Genomic DNA, 16,993 nt, shown 5'->3' with positions numbered 1-16,993 from the left:
CGTCAGTGGATCGCGGGCGGTCGGGGGCCTTCGCCCACCGCGCCAAGCCGCGGTCCCGCCTGGCCCACGCGGTTGCCGACCAGCAACCCGTCCGGCCCGGCGCTGACATGGACCGTCGATCCGTCCAGCACCTCGCCCGACAGCAGCAGCTCGGCCAGCGGGTCCTGGAGGGCACGCTGGATCACCCGCTTCAGCGGGCGCGCGCCGAAGATCGGGTCATAGCCTTGATCGGCCAGCCACATCCGCGCCGCCTCGTCCATGTCCAGCGTGATCTTGCGACCTGCCAGGCGTTTCTCCAGCCGCGCCATCTGCACCGTGACGATCCCGTCCATGTTCGACCGCGAGAGGCGGCGGAAGATGATGATCTCGTCCAGGCGGTTCAGGAATTCGGGGCGGAAATGGCCGCGCACCGCCTCCATCACCTGATGGCGGGCATCCGAGGCATCCGCCTCCTCGGGGAGATGCGACAGCGCCTGAGAGCCGAGGTTCGAGGTCAGGATGATCAACGTCTGCTTGAAATCCACCGTACGGCCCTGGCCGTCGGTCAGCACCCCGTCATCCAGCACCTGCAGCAGCACGTTGAAGACGTCCGGGTGGGCCTTTTCGACCTCGTCGAACAGGATCACCTGATAGGGACGGCGGCGGACGGCCTCGGTCAGCACGCCGCCCTCGTCGTAACCCACATAGCCCGGAGGCGCGCCGATCAGCCGGGCCACGGAATGTTTTTCCATGAACTCGGACATGTCGATGCGGACCATCGCCCCGTCATCGTCGAACATGTATTCGGCCAGCGCCTTGGTCAGTTCCGTCTTGCCGACGCCGGTGGGCCCAAGGAACAGGAAGCTGCCGAGCGGCCGGTTCTCGTCGTTCAGACCCGCCCGGGCGCGGCGGACGGCGTTGCTGACGGCGGTCACGGCCTCCTGCTGGCCGATCACGCGCTTGCCGATCTGCTCCTCCATCTTCAACAGCTTGTCGCGTTCCCCCTCCAGCATCTTGGCGGTGGGAATGCCGGTCCAGCGTTCGACGACTTCGGCGATCTGTTCGGGGCGGACGGCCTCCTCGACCATCAGCCCGTCGCCCTGCTCGGCCTCGGCCAGCTGTTTCTCCAGACCGGGGATGATGCCATAGGACAGCTCCCCCGCCCGCGCCAGGTTCCCCTCGCGCTTGGCCTGGTCCAGGTCGGCGCGGGCGCGGTCCAGCTGCTCCTTGAGGTCGCGCGACCCCTGCAGCTTGTCGCGTTCCGCCTGCCAGCGGGCGGTCATCTCGGCGCTGCGCTCCTGCAGGGCGGAGAGGTCCTTCTCCAGCCGGTCCAGCCGGTCCTTGGAGGCCGCGTCGTCCTCCTTCTTCAGCGCCTCGGCCTCGATCTGCAGCTGCAGGATCTGGCGATCCAGCTGGTCCAGCTCCTCGGGCTTGCTGTCGACCTCCATCCGAAGGCGGCTGGCCGCCTCGTCCATCAGGTCGATGGCCTTGTCGGGCAGGAAGCGGTCGGTGATGTAGCGATGCGACAGCGTCGCCGCCGCGACCAAGGCCGCGTCGCTGATCCGCACGCCGTGGTGCAGCTCGTATTTCTCCTTGATGCCGCGCAGGATGCTGATCGTGTCCTCGACCGTCGGCTCCTCGACCAGCACGGGCTGGAAGCGCCGGGCCAAGGCCGCGTCCTTTTCGATATACTTGCGGTATTCGTCCAAGGTGGTCGCGCCGACGCAATGCAATTCACCCCGCGCGAGCGCGGGCTTGATCAGGTTGGCGGCATCCATCGCGCCGTCGCCCTTACCCGCGCCGACCAGCGTGTGCAGCTCGTCGATGAAAAGGATGATCTCGCCCGCGGCGGTCTCGATCTCCTTCAGAATGGCCTTCAGCCGCTCCTCGAAATCGCCGCGATACTTGGCGCCCGCGATCAGTGCGCCCATGTCCAGCGCCATCAGCCGCTTGTTGCGCAGGGATTCCGGCACGTCGCCATCGATGATGCGCAGGGCCAGCCCCTCGGCGATGGCGGTCTTGCCGACGCCGGGTTCGCCGATCAGGACGGGGTTGTTCTTGGTGCGCCGCGACAGGACCTGCATGGCGCGACGGATCTCCTCGTCGCGGCCGATGATCGGGTCGATCTTGCCGTCGCGGGCCGCCGCCGTCAGGTCGCGGGCATATTTCTCCAGCGCCTCATAGCTGTCCTCGGCGGATGCCGTGTCGGCGGTGCGGCCCTTGCGGATGTCCGTGATCGCCGCATTCAGCGCCTGCGCGTTGACCGAGCCCGCCGCCAGAGCATCGCGGGCGTTCGTATTGACCATGGCCAGCGCCATCAGCACCCGCTCGGCGGGCACGAAGCTGTCGCCGGCCTTTTTTGCCACCGTCTCGGCCTCGTCCAGCACGCGCACCAGCGACGGGTCGATGAAGACCTGGCCGCTGCCGCCGGTCACCTTGGGCTGTTTCGCCACGGCGGCATCCACCGCCTCGCGCACGCGCACCGCGTCCCCGCCCGCGCGGGCGATCAGGTTCGAGGCCAGCCCCTGGTCGTCATCCATCAGCGCCTTGAGCAGATGTTCAGGCATCACGCGCTGCTGATTCTCGCGGATCGCGATGGTCTGGGCGGATTGCAGGAACCCGCGCGACCGTTCCGTGAACTTGTCCATGTTCATCGGTCTTCTCCTTTTGCTAAGCCCCCGTGCTGGCGGCGCCCTGTTGCGGCACGCCCCGGTCCGGGTCCGATGATTGGAATTTGGGGGGGTCGCAGGGTGGTTTCAAGCATGTCATAAGGCCCGCGGATCATGGATGGGGAACGGGCGATGGATGACCGGCTGATCGTGGCGATGGACGTGTCGAACGCACTGGACGGGCTGGCCTTGGCGGAGCGTTTGGGCGACGCCGTGGGGTTCTACAAGATCGGGCTGGGGATGCTGACCGGCGGCGGTCTGGCCCTGGCCAACGAGCTGAAGCAGGATCACGGCAAGCGCATCTTTCTGGACATGAAGCTGTTCGATATCGGTGCCACGGTCGAGGCCGCGGTGCGCGGGCTGGCGCAGTTCGATCTGGATTTCCTGACCGTGCATGGCGACCCGCATGTGGTCGCGGCGGCGAAACAGGGGGCGGCGGGGTCGAACCTGAAGATCCTGGGCGTGACCATCCTGACCTCGCTGGACCGGGCGGATCTGGATGCGGGGATGATCCAGGCGGGGAATCTGCACCAGATCACCGTGGAACGCGCGGCCCGGGCGTTCGAGGCGGGCGCCGACGGTATCATCTGTTCCCCGCGCGAGGCCGCCGATATCCGCGCCCTGCCGGGATCGCGGCTGATCGTGACGCCGGGCGTGCGCCCCGCGGGCGCGGCCTTGGGCGATCAGAAGCGGGTCGAGACGCCCGCAGACGCCCTGCAGGCCGGGGCCGATCACATCGTGGTGGGCCGCCCGATCTGGCAGGCGCCCGATCCGCGCGCCGCGGCCGAGGCGATCCTGTCCCAGATCCGCACGCATTAGACCGCCGCGCGCACCCAGTCCCGGAAATGCGGCACCGCGCGGGGATGGGTGACGAATTCGGCCAGGGGCATCATGCGCCAGCCCTGACCCTCGGGGCCGAATCGGGTGGCGGCGATCTGGTCGGGGCCGATCCGGCCCCGGAACAGCCAAGACCGCATCCCCGGCCCCGCGATTGAGGCGAAGGACCGCCCCCTGAGCGCGCCAGGCGGCAGGGTCAGGCCGAATTCCTCGGCCAGTTCGCGCCGGGCGCAGGCCTCGGGCCATTCCGCCCCCTCGCGCCCGCCTCCGGGCAGGTCCCAATGGCCGGGAAAGGGCAGGTCCGGCCGGTCGTCGCGCAGCAGTGTCAGCATCCGGTCGCCGCAGGTCAGAAGCAGCTTGGCGCCGTTGAAGGGGCGGGGGCGGGGCACCGGCCCTATTCGGCGGCGATGCGCCCGCCCGCCTGCGCGGCGCCGGGATCGGCCAGGCGGGCGATCACCCGTTCCAGACGGACGGCGAAATCGTCGAATCGGGGCAGGGGGGCGATGGCGGCCTCGTCCATATAGAGCGAGCGGTCGATCTCCAGCTGGATGACATGGACGTTCTGGGCCGGGCGGCCATAGGCGGAACAGATATAGGCCCCCGAGAAGGGCGAATTGCGGCGAATCACCCAGCCCTCGGATTCCACCGCCATGCAGACCGCATCCGAGATCCGCGCCGCCGCGGACAGCCCGTGGCGGTTGCCCAGAACCATGTCCGGGCGGTCGCCCTGCAGATGGCGCAGGGCGTCATGGGGCATGGAATGCATGTCGATCAGGATCGCCTGGCCGAATCGGGCGCGGGCCTCGGCGATCAGGGCCGACAGGGCGCGGTGATAGGGGCGCCAGCACAGGTCGATGCGGCGTTCGGCCTCGGCCCGCTCGATCGGGCGGTCATGGATGACGCGGCCTTGGCTGACCACGCGGGGAATCACCCCCAGCCCGGCCATGGTGCGCTGGTTCAGCGGATGGCGGGGCACGCCGCGCACGACCATGGGGTCGATCTCGTCCGGGCCGCGGTTCAGATCGACGATGCAGCGCGGCACGCGCGCAGCCAGCGTCACCGCGCCATGCCCCACCGCAGGCGCGATCAGCCGGTCGACGAAGGCATCCTCGGACGAGCGCAGCACGGGCACGGGCAGGCGGGTGCCGCGCAGGAACCAGTCGGGATAGGCATGGCCCGAATGGGGCGACGCGAAGATCACCCCCGCGGCCCATCGGTCGGGACGGTTCAGGACATAGGGCAGGTCGGGCTGTGACACGGCAACCTCGGCTTCCGGCGTGGTCGCATATAAACCTGAAAAATACGCTGCCGATAGGCCTTGAATCCCCCCGGGACGCCCGTTATAGACACGCGGACCAAGGCGATGGAGCAGGAATGCCCCGGACCCGAGGAACGGGCGGTTAGCTCAGCGGTAGAGCACTACGTTGACATCGTAGTGGCCACTGGTTCGATCCCAGTACCGCCCACCATTCTTTCGCCGCCCCCGGCCAATCGTCGGGGGCATTTCGTTTTCCAATGCGGCTGCGACGCGCCGCGACGATGGAGAAGACCGATGAAGGTTCGCAACTCGCTCCGCTCGCTCAAGAGCCGGCACCGCGACTGCCAGGTCGTGCGCCGCAAGGGCCGCATTTACGTGATCAACAAGACCAACCGCCGCTTCAAGGCCCGCCAGGGCTGATCGGCCGGATCACGGAAGACGAAATCACCCGCCCCGCAAGGCGGGTTTTTTCATGCCCGCGCCCGGGTGGGGGTGCGTTAAGGATTGCTTCACAATTGCATTCTGCGGAGGGCCGGGCTGGGGTATTCTGACCGGGACGGCGATGGGCCGGTCTGGGCGGGAACGGATCCCATGATGATTCTGGGCGGATTTCTGGGCGTGCTGATGGCGGGCCTGCTGCTGGACATGTCTTCGGCCGGCCAGCGCGATGCCGAACCCGATGAGGACGACATCCCCCGCGACGACAGCGATGGCGGGTCCGAGGGGACGCTGCCCTCGATCCTGCCCGAACCGCTGCCCGAACCCCTGCCTGACCAGCCCGAACCGGGGCCCGAACCGGATACGGCGATGATCGACCGCATCATCGAGGGGTCCGAGGATCTGGATATCCTGATGGGCGGCGCGGGCAATGACCTGATTCGCGGCGGCGGTGGTGATGACGACCTGCGCGGCGGCCTGGGTGACGACACCATCCATGGCGGCGAAGGCGATGACTGGATCCAGGGCGATGCGGCCTCTGGTCCGGGCGGCAACGATGTCCTCTATGGCGGGCCGGGCGATGACCTGCTGGCCGGGCAGGGGGGCGACGACATGCTCTTCGGCGAGGAGGGCGACGACACCCTGCTGGGCGGCGAGGGCAATGACACGCTGTTCGGCGGCCCGGGCAACGACATCTTGATGGGCAATGACGGGGACGACCTGCTGGTCTCGACCGCGGGGTCGGACGACCTGGAGGGCGGTCGCGGCAATGACGTGCTGATCGGCCATGACGGCCCCGAGACCGTCTGGATGAATGGCGGCGAGGGCGACGACACGCTGATGCCCGGCGCCCATGACTTCGCCTCGGGCAATGAGGGGCGCGACCTGTTCGTGCTGCGCATGGTCCAGGGCGGCGCGCCCACCATCGCCGATTTCGATGCCGCCGAGGACCGGGTCGAGCTGCATCTGGATCACCGCCTGGCCGAGACCGCCCAGCTGGGACTGCGCGAGGATGACGACGGCAGCTGGCTGTTGGAGGTGGACGGCCAGGCCGTTGGCCGCTTTCTGCAGCATGGCGGCCTGACCCTGGATGCGGTGCGCATGGTGCCCGTCGGCGCCTGACCCCGCCTTGGCGGTTGCCAATTCCGCGCGGATCGGCTATGCGCGCCCATCCGCCGGGGCCCGCCCCCGTGCGGTGGTTCACGGGCCTGTGCTGGACGACATCCCGGCCTGCGCCATCACCTCAATCCGAAAGGAGATCCCGATGTCGATCACCGTCGAAGAAAAGAACCGCGTCATCAAGGAATTCGGCACCAAGGAAGGCGATACCGGTTCGCCCGAGGTGCAGGTCGCGATCCTGACCTCGCGCATCGCGACCCTGACCGAGCACTTCAAGTCGCACAAGAAAGACAACCACTCGCGCCGTGGTCTGCTGATGATGGTCGCGCAGCGCCGCAAGCTGCTGGACTATCTGAAGAAGAAGGAAGAGGCGCGCTATACCGCCCTGATCGGCAAGCTGGGCCTGCGCCGCTAAGCCCCGCGACCGACCGCAGATCGACGCCCGCAGCCCCCGGCCGCGGGCGTTTTTCATGCGCGGGCGGCATCTGTCCTTTGGGGCAGGTCGTGGATATGCGCCAAGGGACTTCGGTCGATATAATCATTTGAAACCAATATGATAACGGAATATGTCCGCGCCCGGGCGGGCGATCGGACGCAATCGATTAAAACTGTCCCGATCCCGAAGTGGAGAAAGCTTAACAAATCCTTGATGGAAAATAACATCAAAGGAGAACGATCATGTTGCTGAACACCGTGAACAAGGGTGTCGTCGCGCTTGTCAGCGCGCCCCAGACCCACCAGGCCCAGCAGGCCCGGCCCGAGGATGACAAGCCCCGCGAGACCGAGCCTGCCGCCGCCCCGACATCCGGGGATTCCGGCGTGGTCTTCGACATCTCGCCCGAGGCGATCGCACGGCTGGAGGCCTCGGCCCCGGCGGTGATCGCGGCCCCTGCCGTGACGCCGGCGCTGATCGCGCCGATCACCATGGCGGGTGCTGCGGCCACCGCGCCGGGCCGGGCCGCGCCCGCCTTTGCCGGTCAGGCCGGGGCGGTCGAGCCCGCGGCCTCGCGCGCGGTGCCGGAGGGGGTGCGCGATGCCACAGCCCCCGCGGCCGAGGCCGAGGAGAGCCAGGCCCGCGCCTTTGCCGAAAGCCAGCTGCTGCGCGACCGCCTGCTGGAACTGGCGACCCGCGCCTATCAGGAAACCCAAAAGATGCAGCGCGTCCAGGACCTGGCCGCCCCCGCCACCACCCCGGGCGAGGCCGGACGGAACCTGCAGCCGCTGCGCCAGTCCCTGACCGCGTCCTGACCCGATGCCGGACGGGCGGCGGGGCTGCGGTCGCGCCGCCCGCCCCCCGGGGTCCGCCCCGGTGGGGGCACTTTCCAAGGCCGCCATTTTCCTGTATTCCGCAGACATCTGTGACGTGACGCACTGACCCCGGCGGACGCGAGAGGATTGGGGTCGGCGGCAATGGGGCCGCCATATGACACGGGGTGGCCGGAGGGCCGGCACATCCCCAGAGGACATCCGATGTTTGATGAAGTGAAGAAATCCATCCAGTGGGGCCAGGAAACGCTCACGCTGGAAACGGGCAAGGTCGCCCGCCAGGCCGACGGCAGCGTCATCGCCACCCTGGGTGAGACCAGCGTCATGGCCAACGTCACCTTCGCGAAGGCGCCGAAGCCCGGTCAGGACTTCTTTCCGCTGACGGTGCATTACCAGGAAAAATACTATGCCGCCGGCAAGGTCCCGGGCGGCTTCTTCAAGCGCGAGGCGCGTCCGTCGGAGAAGGAGACGCTGACCGCGCGCCTGATCGACCGGCCGATCCGCCCGCTCTTCGCCCCCGGCTTCAAGCATGAAGTCCTGGTGATGTGCACCGTGCTGAGCCACGACCTGGTCAACGATCCCGACATCGTCGCGATGATCGCCGCCAGTGCCGCGCTGACCATCTCGGGCGTGCCCTTCATGGGTCCGATCGCGGGTGCGCGGGTCGGGTTCTCGAACGGCGAATACGTGCTGAACCCCGAGGTCCAGGACATGGACCAGCTGCGCAACAACCCCGAACAGCGCCTGGACCTGGTCATCGCCGGCACCGCCGACGCGGTGATGATGGTCGAATCGGAAGCCTATGAGCTGACCGAGGAAGAGATGCTGGGCGCGGTCAAGTTCGGCCATGACGCGATCAAGCCGGTGATCGACCTGATCATCGACCTGGCCGAGGAAGCCGCCAAGGAGCCCTTCGACTTCCAGTCGCCCGATTACAGCGCGCTCTACAACCGCGTGAAGTCGCTGGGCGAGGCCGACATGCGCGCGGCTTACGCGATCCGCGACAAGTCCGAGCGTCAGGACGCAATCGCCGCCGCCAAGGACAAGGTGAAGGCCGGTCTGACCGAGGACGAGCTGGCCGATGCCAACCTGGGTTCGGCGCTGAAAAAGCTGGAATCGGGCATCCTGCGCGGCGACATCATCAGCGGCGGCGCCCGCATCGACGGCCGCGACACCAAGACCGTCCGTCCGATCGTGTCCGAAGTCGGCATCCTGCCGCGCACCCACGGATCGTCGCTGTTCACCCGCGGCGAGACGCAGGCGCTGGTCGTGACCACGCTGGGCACCGGCGACGATGAGCAGATCATCGACGCGCTGCACGGCAATTCGCGTTCGAACTTCCTGCTGCATTACAACTTCCCGCCCTATTCGGTCGGTGAAGTGGGTCGTGTGGGCAGCCCCGGCCGCCGCGAGATCGGCCATGGCAAGCTGGCATGGCGCGCGCTGCAGGCGGTTCTGCCCGCGGCGACGGACTTCCCCTACACCATCCGCGTCGTGTCCGAGATCACCGAATCGAACGGTTCCAGCTCGATGGCGTCGGTCTGCGGCGGTTCGCTGTCGATGATGGATGCGGGCGTGCCGCTCAAGGCGCCGGTCGCCGGCGTCGCGATGGGCCTGATCCTGGAGGATGACGGCCGTTTCGCGGTGTTGACCGACATCCTGGGCGACGAGGATCACCTGGGCGACATGGACTTCAAGGTGGCGGGGACCGAGAACGGGATCACGTCGCTGCAGATGGACATCAAGGTCGCGGGCATCACGCCCCAGATCATGGAGCAGGCCCTGGCCCAGGCCAAGGACGGCCGTCTGCACATCCTGCGCGAGATGGGCAACGCCCTGACCGAAGGCCGTCGCGAGTTCAGCGAGCACGCGCCGCGCATCGAGACGATGCAGATCCCGACCGACAAGATCCGCGAAGTGATCGGCTCGGGCGGCAAGGTCATCCGCGAGATCGTCGAGGTCTCGGGCGCCAAGGTCGACATCAACGACGACGGCGTGATCAAGATCGCCTCGGCCAATGCCGATTCGATCAAGAAGGCCTATGACATGATCTATTCGATCGTGGCCGAGCCGGAGGAAGGCAAGATCTACACCGGCAAGGTGGTCAAGCTGGTCGATTTCGGCGCCTTCGTGAACTTCTTCGGCAAGCGCGACGGGCTGGTCCATGTCAGCCAGATCGCCAACCGCCGTCTGGGTCACCCGAACGAGATCCTGAAGGAGGGCCAGGAGGTCAAGGTCAAGCTGCTGGGCTTCGACGACCGCGGCAAGGTCCGTCTGGGCATGAAGATGGTCGATCAGGAGACCGGTGCCGAGATCGACGAGAAGCAGGAACAGACCGCCGAGTGATCGGACCCGTTCCACGCTGTTGCAAAGGCCCCCCATGCGGGGGCCTTTCGCGTTCCGGGCGGCTTTACCCCGGCCGCGCCATGCGACAGATTGACCCGAAGCCCCAAGGGAAAGCCCGGCAATGGACGATGGTCTGAAGATCCTGACGATGAAATGGGGCACGCTCTATTCGGCGCAGGACGTGAACCGGCTGGCCGCGCAGGTGGCGCGGCACCTGGACCGGCCGCATCGCTTCATCTGCTTCACCGACGATCCCGCGGGGCTGGATGCGCGGGTCGAGCCGCTGCCCCTGCCGGAACTGGGCCTGCCGCCGGGGCGGGGCGACACGCGCTGGCGCAAGCTGGCGCTGTTCCGGCGCGATCTGGGCGGACCGGGTGCGCCCCTGTCGGGGACGGCGCTGTTTCTGGATCTGGACCTGGTGGTGCTGGGCGATCTGGGGCCGTTCCTGGACCATCCGGGCGATGTCTGCATCATCCGCGACGACGACCTGTTCCGCCCCAAGCCCCTGCGCCGGATCAACCCCGCGCGCGACCGGTTCCTGCACATGGTCGGCAATACCTCGGTCTTCCGCTTCGTCATCGGCAGCCATCCGGAGGTGCTGGACCGCTATCTGGCCGATCCCGGCGCCGCGGCCGACCGATACGAGCATGAACAGCAGATGGTCAGCGACATCCTGGACGGGCAGGGGGCGATGACCTATTGGCCGCGCGACTGGTGCGTCAGCTTCAAGAACCACTGCGTCGGGCGCGGGCCGGCCAGCTGGCTGCGCGACCCGGCCTGCCCGCCCGGTGCCAGGATCGTGTTGTTCGCGGGCGCGCCCAAGATGGCCGACGTGCTTGCCGGGCGCGGGGGCCGGTGGTATCGGCGCATCGGCAATATCGACTGGCTACGCCGTGCCTGGATGGCCGGGTGATGCGGCCATGAGCGCGATTGAGGACACCACAGCCATGTTCATCGTGACCGGATCGGACGACAATTACGCCGCGGGCGTGATGGTGCTGATCGCCTCGGCGGCCTTTCACAACCCCGATGCGCGCTTTGCCGTGCTGGACATGGGGATCGGCCCGGAAAACCGCGCCCGCATCGATGCGCTGGCCGACCGCTTGGGGGTTTCCATCGACCGGGTCGAGGTGGCGCGCGACGCCTTCGACCACATCGCGGTCGCGCGGTCGCATCTGACGCGCAGCACCTATCTGCGTCTGCTGATCCCGGACCTGTTCCCGGCCGAGGACCGCGCCATCTACATGGATTGCGACATGGTGGTGATGGACGACCTGTCGCTGCTGGCGCGGGTCGATCTGGGCGATGCGGTGGTCGCCGCCGTGCCCTGCCCCAGCCCCGACCCGGTCGAGGTCGCCGCCACCGGCCATGTCATCGGCAGCTATGTCAATGCGGGGCTCTTGGTCATGAACCTGCCGGTCTGGCGGCGCGAGGGCGTGGCCGCCCGCTGTCTGGAGCTGCTGTCGGACCCGGAGCGCCCGCTGCTGAGCGAGGATCAGTCCGCGATCAACATCGCGGCCCATGGGCGCATCCTGCCGCTGGAGGCGCGATTCAACACCTATTCCGATCCCGGATCCTACAAGCAGGCGGCCGATTTTCCCGATGCGCCCGCGGTCGTGCATTACGTGGTCAACAACAAGCCCTGGATCCTGCCGACCAGCCTGGGCGCGATCTGGCAGTTCCACGCCCGCCGCATCGCGGACCTGATGCCGCCGCGCCGCCAGCTGCCGCTGCGCCGGCGCCTGTCCTTGCTGAACCGGGACCGCAAGATGTATCTGGGGGTGGCCATGCGGCGGCGCAAATACCGGATGCGGCGCTGGATGCTGGCCCATATGAACGGCACGGTCGCCCGCGCCTATCTGGCCCGCGCCAAGGCACGGGCCAGCGCGATGGATCAGGCGGGATCCTTGGCATAGCGCAGATAGGGCAGCTTGATGTCCAGCGGCCCGAATCGGTCCTCGGCGGCCTTGTCATCCAGCGAAAGGGCGACGATCACGTCCTGGCCCGGCACCCAGTTGGCGGGGGTGGCCAGCGGCACGCCGTCGGTCTTTCGCACCGCGTCCAGCGCGCGCATGATCTCGGCGAAGTTGCGGCCCACGGACATCGGATAGGTCATGGTCAGCCGGACTTTTTTGTCCGGCCCGATGATGAAGACCGTGCGGACCGTCGCCGAATGCGCGGGCGTGCGGCCTTCGGAGGGCAGGTAGTATTCGGCGGGCAGCATGTCATAGGCCTTGGCCACGGTCAGGTCGCTGTCGTCGATGATGGCGAAATTCGCCGGCACGCCCGCGACCTTGCCGATATCGGCCTTCCATTTGTGGTGGTCGTCGACGCTGTCCACGGACACGCCCAGCACCTTGGTGCCGCGCTTCTCGAATTCCGGGGCCAGCTGGGCCACCGCGCCGAATTCCGTCGTGCAGACCGGGGTGAAGTCGCGCGGATGGCTGAAGACGATCGCATAGCTGTCGCCGATCCAGTCGTGGAACCGGATCTGGCCTTCGGTGGATTCGGCGGTGAAATCGGGGGCGGTGTCGCCGATGCGCAATGACATGTGGCGTCCTTTCGGTTGATGTCCTTCCGGCTCAACATAGGTCAGGCGGCGCGGATTGCCAGTGCCCCGGCGCCCTTGCGGATGCGGCGCCGGGGTGACAGGCTTTGCCGGGACAAGGAACAGGAGGATGTCATGGCCGATCTGCTGGACAAACGGAAATTCTACATCGACGGGGCCTGGGTCGACCCTGCGGCGGCGCGCGACCTGGAGGTGATCGACCCCTCGACCGAGGAGGCCGTGGCCGTGATCTCGCTCGGCGATCAGGCGGATACGGACCGGGCGGTGGCCGCGGCCAAACGCGCCTTTCCGTCCTGGTCCGCGACCCCGCCCGAGGACCGCCTGGCCGTCGTCGAACGGATCCTGGAGGTCTATGAGCGGCGCAAGCCCGACATCGCCCGCGCGACCAGCCTGGAGATGGGCGCGCCGCAGGACATGGCCTTGGCCGACCAGGCCGAGGCCGGGTCGTCGCATATCCGCAACTTCATCGCCGCCTTCAAGGATTTCCGGTTCGTCCGACCGCTCGGGGATCACGCCCCGACCAGCATGGTCGCATGGGAGCCGGTGGGCGTCGTGGGGCTGATCACGCCCTGGAACTGGCCCATGAACCAGGTCACGCTGAAGGTCATCCCGGCGCTGCTGGCGGGCGATACCTGCGTGCTGAAACCGTCCGAGATCGCGCCCCTGTCCTCGCTGGTCTTTGCCGAGGTGCTGGACGAGGCGGGCGTGCCGCCGGGCGTCTTCAACCTGGTGAACGGCGACGGGGCGGGCGTGGGCAGCCAGCTGACCGTGCATCCCGATGTCGAGATGATCAGCTTCACCGGATCGACCCGCGCCGGCATCGCGATCAGCAAGGCGGCGGCCGACAGCCTGAAGAAGGTCGTGCTGGAGCTGGGCGGCAAGGGGGCGAATATCGTCTTCGCCGATGCCGACGACAAGGCGGTGGTGCGGGGCGCGCGGCACTGCTTCTACAACACGGGCCAGTCCTGCAACGCACCGACGCGGATGCTGGTCGAACGCTCGGCCTATGACCGCGCGGTCGAGGTGGCGGCCCGCGTGGCCGAGGAGACGGGCGTCGCATCGGCCCATCAGCCGGGGCGTCATATCGGCCCGGTGGTCAGCAAGGACCAGTGGTCCAAGATCCAGGACCTGATCCAGGCGGGCATCGACGAGGGCGCACGCCTGGTCGCGGGCGGCACCGGCCTGCCCGAGGGCGTCAATCGCGGCTATTTCGTGCGGCCCACGGTCTTTGCCGACGTGTCCAACGACATGACCATCGCGCAGCAGGAGATCTTCGGCCCGGTCCTGTCTATCATCCCCTTCGACAGCGAGGAGGAGGCCGTGGCCATCGCCAATGACACGCCCTACGGCCTGACGAACTATGTCCAGAGCCAGGACGGCGCCCGGCGCAACCGGGTGGCGCGTCAGCTGCGGTCGGGCATGGTCGAGATGAACGGCGAATCGCGCGGGGCCGGATCGGCCTTCGGCGGCGTCAAGAAATCCGGCCGCGCCCGCGAGGGCGGCGTGATGGGGCTGGAGGAGTTCATGGACAGCAAGGCCATCAGCGGGTGGGACCGCGACGCCTGAGACCCGGCCTGCCCCCTGGGGCAGGCGGAGGCCGGGGGGACGTCCCGTCCCCCCGGACCCCCCTTGCCAGCGCGCCGCCCGAAACCCGCGCCCGGGGGATGGGGACCGCGGGGCACGACCCGTGCCACGCGCGAAAGCCGCCCCCCTCGATGGGGGGCGGCTTTCGCAGCCCATAGCGGTGGCGGGGGTCTCAGCCGATCTCGGCCAGAAAGATGTATCCCGCGCCATAGATCGTCTTGATCAGGCGCGGGTTCTTGGGGTCCTCGCCCAGCTTGGTCCGCAGCCGCGAGATGCGCACATCCATCGCCCGGTCGAAGCTGTCGCCCGCGGTGCCGCCCAAGGTCTCCAGCATCTGCGAACGGGTGATCAGGCGCCGGGGATTGTCGGTGAACATGCGCAGCACCTCGGCCTCGGCATGGCTCAGCGGCGTCTCGGCCCCGTCCGGCGCGATCAGCAGGTAACGGTCGAAATCCGCCGTCCAGCCCGCGAAACGCAGGGTCTGGGGCCGGCTGGCCGCGCCTTGCGCCGGGCGGCGTAGGCGGGCGCGGATGCGGGCCACCACCTCGGCCGGCTCGAAGGGCTTGGTGATGTAGTCGTCCGCCCCCAGCTCCAGCCCCGTCACCCGGTCCTGGACCTGCGCGCGCCCCGAGACGATGATGATCGCCGCCCCGCTATCCGCCGCCAGCCGGTGGACCAGCGCCAGCCCGTCGCGGTCGGGCAGGCCCAGGTCGATCAGGCAGGCATCGGGCGTGATGCGCCGCAGGGCGGCCTCGAACTCGGTGGCGCGGCCGAAGCTCTGGGTGCGGAACCCGGCCTGTTCCAGCGCCGCGGCCAGCAGCCGGCGGATCTCGGGTTCGTCATCCAGGACGGCGATCAGCGGGGCATCGGTCATGGGGCCTCCGGTTCGGGACGGTCGGGGGCGGCCAGGATGGCGGCCAGCCGGGACGGGGTGAAGGGCTTGGTCAGGACCGGCCCCTTGGCCGCCGCCCGCAGCGGATCGCCCGGCGGCAGCGAGGTCATCAGCACCAGCGCCACCCCGGCGGGCAGCGCATCCGCCAGATCGGTGCCCAGCCCGTCGCCCAGCTGCAGGTCGGACAGGATCACCTCCAGCCCCGGCAGATCGGCCAGGGCGCGGGCCTCGGTCAGGGTCGCGGCCTCGATCACCGCATGGCCGATCGCGGTCAGCTGGTCGCGGACCTCGGCGCGGATCTGGTCGTCATCCTCGACCAGCAGGACCATGCGTCGCGCCACGGGCCGCCATGGCAGGCGCAGCATCACCTGCGCGCCGCGCGGCCCGTTCGACAGGCGCATCGTGCCGCCGACCATCTTGGTCTGGTCATAGACCATGGACAGGCCCAGCCCCGATCCCTGGCCCTTCTTGGTGGTGAAGAAGGGCTCGGTCGCGCGGGTCAGCGCCTCGGGGGTGAAGCCCGGGCCGGTATCGCCCACCGTCACCTCCAGCCAGTCGCCGTTGCGCCGGGCCTTCAGCGTGATGACGCCTGGCGGCGCGATCGCGGCATTGGCGTTCAGGATCAGGTTCAGCGCGGAATCCTGCAGCGCGCCCGGATCGACCAGCAACTGCCCCGCAGGCAGGGACAGGGCCAGGTCCAGTCGCGTGCCCTCGGCCAGCGAGGGCCGGGCCAGCGCCGCCAGATCGCCCAGCAGGGCCGCGACATCCGTGGGCTCCAGCGCGGGTTCGCGCGCCCCGGTGATCCGCGCCAGCCGGTCCAGCAGCGCCGCCCCCCGACGGGCGGCGGCCAGGGTGCCATGCACGTCCTCGGCCGCGTCGGGCGGCAGGTCGCGCGCCGCCAGCCGCGCCTGCAGGCCCAGGATGATCGTCAGCAGGTTGCCGAAATCATGCGCCATGCCCGATGTCAGCCGCGCCGCCAGGTTGCGCCGCGCGGCATGGGCCAAGGCCTCGCGGGCCTGCACCTCGGCGCTGACATCGGTGGAGAGGATATAGACCCCCTGGCCGTCGCGATCGGGCGTCAGCGCGATGCGGATGCGCCGCCCGGATGTGGGATGCGTGATCTCGAAGACCTGCGGCTCGCCCGCCAAGGCGCGGTCCATGAAGGGGCGCAGCGTCTCGGCCGTGGCCGCCCCCAGGGCCTGGTCCAGCGTCAGCCCGACGATGTCGCCCGCAGCGCCCGGAAAGACCACCGGCAGCCGCCGGTTCGAGAAGGTGTAGCGGTATCCCGCATCCATATGCGCGATATGGGCGGGGACCATTTCCGTCACCTGCCGGGTGCGCGCCTCGGTCCGGGTCAGGACGCGCTGCGCCTCGGACAGGGCCGCGTTGGTCGCAGCCAGCTTGCGGTTGGCCGCCGCCAGCCGTTCGGCATTCCGCAGCACCTGTTCGGACAGCGCGTCCGACCGCGCGCGCAAGAGCGATTCCTGGCGCTTGATGTCGGTGATGTCGGTATAGACCGTGACCCAGCCCCCTTGGGTCAGGGGCGCCCCCTCGACCGCGACCCACCGGCCGTCTGCGCGTTCGCGTTCGAAGTAATGCGGCTGAAAGGTCCGGGCCTGGGCCACGCGCAGCGCCACCGCCGATTCGGGGTCCATGACCCGGCCATATTCGCCGCGCCGGGCCAGATAGCGGATCGTGTCCTCGAAATGCGTGCCGGGACGGGTCAGCGCGTCGGGCAGGTCGAACATCGCCTGATACTGCCGGTTGGCCACCGCCAGCCGCAGATCGGCGTCGAAGATCGACAGCGCCTGGCCGATCAGGTTCAGCCCCGACAGGGTCAGGTCGTCGCGGATCGCGTCCACGGGCAGGGGCCGGCCGTCAGGGGTCATGGGGTCTTCCTCCGGGCACAGGGTTACCACCGGGCCGCGATCCGCGAAAGCGGTGTAACATTTCGTTGGAATCGGGAAAAACTGGCGCAAGGATTGGCGCCAAGTCTGGGCGGGCCGAAACGACACGGGGAGGTGTCGCCAAGGCCG

Annotated in this window: 15 protein-coding genes and 1 tRNA gene; 10 read left to right on the top strand and 6 right to left on the bottom strand. The window is 68.5% G+C overall.

What is annotated here, in order from left to right; translation table 11 throughout:
* Positions 1-2 precede the first annotated feature (2 nt).
* Positions 3-2,633: an ATP-dependent chaperone ClpB gene (clpB, locus tag JHW48_RS14325; protein ID WP_119884656.1), complete on the bottom strand. Its 2,631-nt coding sequence runs from the start codon at positions 2,631-2,633 to the stop codon at positions 3-5.
* A gap of 129 nt (positions 2,634-2,762) precedes the next feature.
* On the opposite strand from clpB, the gene pyrF reads away from it, so the two are divergent.
* On the top strand, positions 2,763-3,467 hold the full coding sequence (gene pyrF, locus JHW48_RS14320; protein ID WP_119884657.1) for an orotidine-5'-phosphate decarboxylase: 705 nt from the start codon (positions 2,763-2,765) through the stop codon (positions 3,465-3,467).
* Here pyrF and JHW48_RS14315 read toward each other — a convergent pair.
* Complete coding sequence (locus JHW48_RS14315) at positions 3,464-3,874, bottom strand: NUDIX hydrolase (protein ID WP_240637652.1); 411 nt, start codon at positions 3,872-3,874, stop codon at positions 3,464-3,466. The genes pyrF and JHW48_RS14315 overlap by 4 nt on opposite strands.
* 5 nt (positions 3,875-3,879) lie before the next feature.
* A complete protein-coding gene (locus JHW48_RS14310) occupies positions 3,880-4,743 on the bottom strand; it encodes an N-formylglutamate amidohydrolase (protein ID WP_119884658.1) in 864 nt (287 codons plus the stop codon).
* 136 nt (positions 4,744-4,879) lie between these two features.
* Between JHW48_RS14310 and JHW48_RS14305 the strand changes: the two genes are divergently transcribed.
* From JHW48_RS14305 to JHW48_RS14270, 8 genes are all read left to right on the top strand, one after another.
* Positions 4,880-4,954, top strand: a tRNA-Val gene (locus tag JHW48_RS14305).
* An 83-nt stretch (positions 4,955-5,037) separates the two neighbouring features.
* A complete protein-coding gene (gene ykgO, locus JHW48_RS14300) occupies positions 5,038-5,163 on the top strand; it encodes a type B 50S ribosomal protein L36 (protein ID WP_042245282.1) in 126 nt (41 codons plus the stop codon).
* 171 nt (positions 5,164-5,334) lie between these two features.
* Positions 5,335-6,303 (top strand): calcium-binding protein, encoded by a 969-nt coding sequence (locus tag JHW48_RS14295; protein ID WP_119884659.1) that lies wholly within the window; start codon positions 5,335-5,337, stop codon positions 6,301-6,303.
* 142 nt (positions 6,304-6,445) lie between these two features.
* A complete protein-coding gene (gene rpsO / locus JHW48_RS14290) occupies positions 6,446-6,715 on the top strand; it encodes a 30S ribosomal protein S15 (RefSeq protein WP_119884660.1) in 270 nt (89 codons plus the stop codon).
* 263 nt (positions 6,716-6,978) lie between these two features.
* Complete coding sequence (locus JHW48_RS14285; protein ID WP_119884661.1) at positions 6,979-7,548, top strand: hypothetical protein; 570 nt, start codon at positions 6,979-6,981, stop codon at positions 7,546-7,548.
* A 222-nt stretch (positions 7,549-7,770) separates the two neighbouring features.
* On the top strand, positions 7,771-9,912 hold the full coding sequence (pnp, locus tag JHW48_RS14280) for a polyribonucleotide nucleotidyltransferase (RefSeq protein WP_119884662.1): 2,142 nt from the start codon (positions 7,771-7,773) through the stop codon (positions 9,910-9,912).
* 121 nt (positions 9,913-10,033) lie between these two features.
* Positions 10,034-10,825 (top strand): hypothetical protein, encoded by a 792-nt coding sequence (locus tag JHW48_RS14275; protein ID WP_119884663.1) that lies wholly within the window; start codon positions 10,034-10,036, stop codon positions 10,823-10,825.
* A gap of 7 nt (positions 10,826-10,832) precedes the next feature.
* A complete protein-coding gene (locus tag JHW48_RS14270; protein ID WP_119884664.1) occupies positions 10,833-11,828 on the top strand; it encodes a glycosyltransferase family 8 protein in 996 nt (331 codons plus the stop codon).
* Here JHW48_RS14270 and JHW48_RS14265 read toward each other — a convergent pair.
* Complete coding sequence (locus tag JHW48_RS14265; RefSeq protein ID WP_119884665.1) at positions 11,807-12,463, bottom strand: peroxiredoxin; 657 nt, start codon at positions 12,461-12,463, stop codon at positions 11,807-11,809. The genes JHW48_RS14270 and JHW48_RS14265 overlap by 22 nt on opposite strands.
* 141 nt (positions 12,464-12,604) lie before the next feature.
* Here JHW48_RS14265 and JHW48_RS14260 point away from each other — a divergent pair, with 141 nt between their 5' ends.
* Entirely contained in the window at positions 12,605-14,047 is a 1,443-nt protein-coding gene (locus tag JHW48_RS14260) for an aldehyde dehydrogenase family protein (RefSeq protein WP_205961839.1), read from the top strand.
* Positions 14,048-14,237: 190 nt separating this feature from the next.
* Here JHW48_RS14260 and JHW48_RS14255 read toward each other — a convergent pair whose 3' ends face one another.
* Positions 14,238-14,939: a response regulator transcription factor gene (locus tag JHW48_RS14255; RefSeq protein WP_119884667.1), complete on the bottom strand. Its 702-nt coding sequence runs from the start codon at positions 14,937-14,939 to the stop codon at positions 14,238-14,240.
* A complete protein-coding gene (locus JHW48_RS14250; protein ID WP_119884668.1) occupies positions 14,936-16,846 on the bottom strand; it encodes a PAS-domain containing protein in 1,911 nt (636 codons plus the stop codon). The genes JHW48_RS14255 and JHW48_RS14250 overlap by 4 nt, the downstream gene beginning before the upstream one ends.
* Positions 16,847-16,993: the final 147 nt, after the last annotated feature.

The organism is Paracoccus aestuarii (assembly GCF_028553885.1).
GTDB lineage: Bacteria > Pseudomonadota > Alphaproteobacteria > Rhodobacterales > Rhodobacteraceae > Paracoccus > Paracoccus aestuarii.
This window is presented reverse-complemented; position numbering and strand designations above follow the sequence as displayed.

Bases quoted from the DNA above. Each gene is read 5' to 3' on its own strand.
- clpB (WP_119884656.1), bottom strand. From the start codon at position 2,633: ATGAACATGGACAAGTTCACGGAACGGTCGCGCGGGTTCCTGCAATCC.
- pyrF (WP_119884657.1), top strand. From the start codon at position 2,763: ATGGATGGGGAACGGGCGATGGATGACCGGCTGATCGTGGCGATGGAC.
- ykgO (WP_042245282.1), top strand. From the start codon at position 5,038: ATGAAGGTTCGCAACTCGCTCCGCTCGCTCAAGAGCCGGCACCGCGAC.
- JHW48_RS14295 (WP_119884659.1), top strand. From the start codon at position 5,335: ATGATGATTCTGGGCGGATTTCTGGGCGTGCTGATGGCGGGCCTGCTG.
- rpsO (WP_119884660.1), top strand. From the start codon at position 6,446: ATGTCGATCACCGTCGAAGAAAAGAACCGCGTCATCAAGGAATTCGGC.
- JHW48_RS14285 (WP_119884661.1), top strand. From the start codon at position 6,979: ATGTTGCTGAACACCGTGAACAAGGGTGTCGTCGCGCTTGTCAGCGCG.
- pnp (WP_119884662.1), top strand. From the start codon at position 7,771: ATGTTTGATGAAGTGAAGAAATCCATCCAGTGGGGCCAGGAAACGCTC.
- JHW48_RS14275 (WP_119884663.1), top strand. From the start codon at position 10,034: ATGGACGATGGTCTGAAGATCCTGACGATGAAATGGGGCACGCTCTAT.
- JHW48_RS14270 (WP_119884664.1), top strand. From the start codon at position 10,833: ATGAGCGCGATTGAGGACACCACAGCCATGTTCATCGTGACCGGATCG.
- JHW48_RS14265 (WP_119884665.1), bottom strand. From the start codon at position 12,463: ATGTCATTGCGCATCGGCGACACCGCCCCCGATTTCACCGCCGAATCC.
- JHW48_RS14255 (WP_119884667.1), bottom strand. From the start codon at position 14,939: ATGACCGATGCCCCGCTGATCGCCGTCCTGGATGACGAACCCGAGATC.
- JHW48_RS14250 (WP_119884668.1), bottom strand. From the start codon at position 16,846: ATGACCCCTGACGGCCGGCCCCTGCCCGTGGACGCGATCCGCGACGAC.